This is a genomic window from Catenulispora subtropica, from assembly GCF_039531675.1.
In the GTDB taxonomy this organism is placed as follows: Bacteria; Actinomycetota; Actinomycetes; order Streptomycetales; family Catenulisporaceae; genus Catenulispora; species Catenulispora subtropica.
Genome location: NZ_BAAAQM010000119.1, coordinates 1 through 3,713, shown reverse-complemented (window position 1 = coordinate 3,713; position 3,713 = coordinate 1). Strand labels below are relative to the sequence as shown.

Sequence of the window (3,713 nt, the reverse complement as noted above, 5' to 3'; positions counted from 1 at the left end):
GGCTGATAAGCCTCAATTCCCGCAGGTCAGGCATACCAATTTTGTTAGGAATCCTTAGCGGGTCCAGCATCGCGACCGTGCGTTCCTGCCCATCGAACGCGACCAGAGGCGGTCTGGCACTCGGCTCGGGTTGTGAAGATGGGGGTTCCAAGCCACGACCAGCCGACCGTGATCCGGGACGGGGATGTCGCTGCCTTCGACAACCACGTGGTCGACGATGTCAGCCGCGCGCGGACAGAATGAGGCGACGAACCCGACGGCATCGAAAGGCGGCTTCGGCGCGGATAACGCACCCTCGCCTCACTCACCGTAGCGATCCTCGGCACGCTGACTACTGGACGCCAAACAGTACCTTGCAGCTCAGAAGAGTTGAACTTGCTCATGATCGGGCAAGTTGAAGCAGACTATGCGCTCCGGAGTGATGTTTCCGTGAGCTGCAAGCATCTCGGCTTCGCGCTTGCTGCGTACGAAGGCGAGTAGGCCTTCGCCTAGCCGGTAGAGGCTGCCCGGGTTTGGCCGTGCGATGCCACGAAGCCATCCGCCTACGTAGACTGGAATCCCGAACGCGTATTTTGGCTCGGTTGGTGTCCGGTGCACTGCTGCCCTACCGCCAAGATGTTTCAGACAGTGGTTGTCGATACCTGCGACAAGTTCCTGCCACTGCGCGTCGGATACCTCGGCCCACCAACCGTCGGCGGCTTCCCGTTCAAGCCGATCACGCTCCTGTCGCTGCGCCTCGGCCTGTCGTTCCTGCTCCTCCTTGGCCAGCCGTTCGGCCTCGAGTACCTGCTGTTTCGTGTCCCACTCGATCTTCCATAGGCGGTGTGCCTCAGCGGCTTCGGCTTGGTGGATTTCCTCCTGGATTTTTCGCAGGCGTTCGGCCTCTGCGCGTTCGACCTCTTCGACAGCCAGTCGGCGCCGTTCGGCCTCCTGCTCCTCGCGGTCCTTCTTGGCCTTCCACGCCGTCTGGCGCTCGCGCATCACGTTGTGCGCACGTTCGAGCTGCACCGACTTATCGGTGGTCCATATCTCGTTCCGCCGCGCCTGGCGCTTTCCGCCCAGGTGTATACGTCGGTACCGATCGAGGATGAAATGGGTGTTCACCTTGCCGGCGAGGACCCAGCGCACGAATGTCTCCAGGGCCGTGTCCTTGACGACGAACCAGGCGCCGTTCCGGTTGTCGAACCGAGCCAGTCCGTCTGCGACGGTCCAGCCCAGTCCGTCGGCGGGTTCCGCAACGCCTATCGCGGGCACGACGCCAAGCCAGGGCACTGCATCGCGCGGCGAGACCCAGCACACGTCGATGTCCGAGTCCGCATACCGCGCGGTGCGACTCAGAAGATCGAAGTTGGTGATCGGGGACAGCTGCGCTTCCCAGGCCATGCGGCGTTCTCCGTCGGTGGAAATCGCCATGACGTCGGCCCGCCACAATCCGTTCTCCGCCCTCACCTCCAGTTCCGCGTGCCAGTTCGCGGCACGGATGGCGGTGGCCAACTCCAGCTTGAGGAGGTGATGTTCGATTGATTCGTTGGACATTTGGCACTCGGGCGGCCGACCGGGATCGTGCGCGAAGTACCGCAGGCCGCGGGGTGAGACCTTGGCGTGAACGCCGAAACCGCACTCCGGGCAACCCAGCTGTATTCGAGGTCGGACGCGGTAGATCTGCATCCAATCCAGGCCGCAGCCCAGGTCGATTCGCGAGGCGTCGATCCGGCCGGCATCGGGGTGGATCGCCGTGAAGGCCATAACTATGCATCTGCCCCTGCTAGGCCAGTTCACAACAGGCCGCGCGTGTCCGGATTATCCGATGATTCGATGCCGTATGCCGGGAAGCGGTCATACCTCAGTTGGCGGTGATTTCCGTTCAGGCCGCCGTACCGTCTCTAGCTGTGGCGCAAGAGCAGCGGTCGCCTCCTCAGCCGGGCCGGTGCGCTGTGCCCGAAGTGACCGGGGTTCCGAGGTCATGCTGATCCACCCTTGGCGCTGCAGTGCGGGCAGGATGCGCTCCGTACGTCCGGCTGGCCACCCCATCTCGCGCCCCACCTCCCCCCGTAGCGGGCCGCGGCCGTTCCTGCTTACGTAGTCGTCGATCCATGCGGCGACCGTTGGACCGGGGACCGTACGGAGCAGACGGCGGTCTTCTGCCGCCTGGACCGCAGCCAGCCGCGCGGCGACCGCCTCGGGAGTCGGTGCGCCGCCTTTTGCCAGCACGTGCCTCCATGCCCGGTCTTCTGGCCGTCTGCCGGTGAAGTCGAGCGGTACCAGCCGCGCAAGTGCCAGCAGGGCCGGCCGGTCGACCGGCTGACGGAACATTTTTGAGTGGATGTACGCCACCCTGAACTGCCGTCTGGTGATCTCGGAGTCCCAGCCGTCATCACCTTCTGTCCAACGGTGCCGATTGCGCTTCACGGTCGGCCGCCCAGTCCGACAGGGCGCGGCGTACTACTGAAGCGAATCCAAAAGGGGCAGCAGCGTCGACATGCACAGCGGTGCCGCAAGGCCATCATCAGGGCGTTTCTGATCACAAAGTCCATGAGCGAAAAATAGTCCACTATCGTCTACTGTGCTGCGATTAGGCAGCCGGTTGCGTCGCTGGTCATGCGCACCAACGCCGATCCAGACCCGATGCTGCTCGCTTTCGGCCTCGGCGTACGTCGCCGCAGAGAAGATATGAACTGGTCGCTGGACGTGCTGGCGGACCGCTCTGGACTGAGCCGGTCCATGCTCATCGGAGTCGAGCACGGACGGCGCAACCCCTCGCTGAAGCTGATCGCCGCACTGGCTCAGGCGCTCAATGCCACCATGAGCGACCTGGTCGGTGAAGCAGAGCCAAGGGCTGCGCCTCAGCCAGCATCCTGATCGGCATTCGTGTCTCGACGGTGGCCAGCGATCAGCGCCTAGACTCGGACACCAGGTCGTACCCGTGGTTCGGCTCCAGCCGCATCGGCTACGAACGGACTCTGCGACAGGTGAGTTCACGAGCTCCCGGTTTGTCGCCTAGACTCGGAAGTTTGCGAGCTAGATACTCAAGGGATGGACCGGGGATCACACAGCGCTGCGCCGAACGCCATCGGGTATCAGTACCAGACGTGGTGGGCGCTGGTCGAGCTGCTCCGATCCGGCAATGACCGTCCCGACGCGGCCATCAGCCTCGAACTTTATGATGATATTGGTTGGGAGCAGTCAGGCACTCCGACCGAACTTCTGCAAACCAAACATCATGAGAACTCACAGCGCACGCTCACTGATCGAGCTACAGACGTCTGGAAGACAATCCAGGTCTGGATGGACGAAGGCTCTCCCGGCGACACCGACGGGCCGTCGCTCACGCTTGTCACTACGCAAGAGGCGAGCGCGGGTTCTGCGATGGCGGCGCTGCGAATCGCGTCTCGTGACGAAGCCGTAGCTCTCACGCTGCTCAAGGAGGTGGCCGGCGAAGAGGGAGCTGAGGCCACCCGCAAGACGCGCAAGCAGTTCCTCGCACTCTCGCCAGCGACGCAGAAGACATTTATTCGCCGGATCCGCGTGGTCGACAGATCGCCGCACATCGAAGATGTCGACTCCGCCGCGCGGGCATGTCTCAACTGGGCGCTGCCCAGCGGACACGAAGACGTTTTCATGAGCATGCTCTGGCAGTGGTGGGACACCCAGGCTCTGGCCCAATGCCACTTAGCTTGTTGTGATCAAGCTGCGAGGTGGAGTGATGTCGCTTG

At 63.2% G+C, this 3,713-nt stretch carries 2 protein-coding genes and 1 pseudogene; 2 read left to right on the top strand and 1 reads right to left on the bottom strand.

Going from position 1 to position 3,713, the window contains the following annotated elements; all coding sequences use genetic code 11:
• Nucleotides 1–360: 360 nt before the first annotated feature.
• Nucleotides 361–1,746, bottom strand: a complete 1,386-nt coding sequence (locus ABD466_RS44190) for a competence protein CoiA family protein (RefSeq protein WP_344663314.1) — start codon at nucleotides 1,744–1,746, stop codon at nucleotides 361–363.
• An 852-nt stretch (nucleotides 1,747–2,598) separates the two neighbouring features.
• Here ABD466_RS44190 and ABD466_RS44185 point away from each other — a divergent pair.
• Together ABD466_RS44185 and ABD466_RS44180 are read left to right on the top strand one after the other, a co-directional pair.
• Nucleotides 2,599–2,859, top strand: a complete 261-nt coding sequence (locus tag ABD466_RS44185; RefSeq protein ID WP_344663313.1) for a helix-turn-helix domain-containing protein — start codon at nucleotides 2,599–2,601, stop codon at nucleotides 2,857–2,859.
• Between the two features lie 174 nt (nucleotides 2,860–3,033).
• A pseudogene (locus tag ABD466_RS44180) lies at nucleotides 3,034–3,713 on the top strand (ABC-three component system protein); the annotation flags it as partial.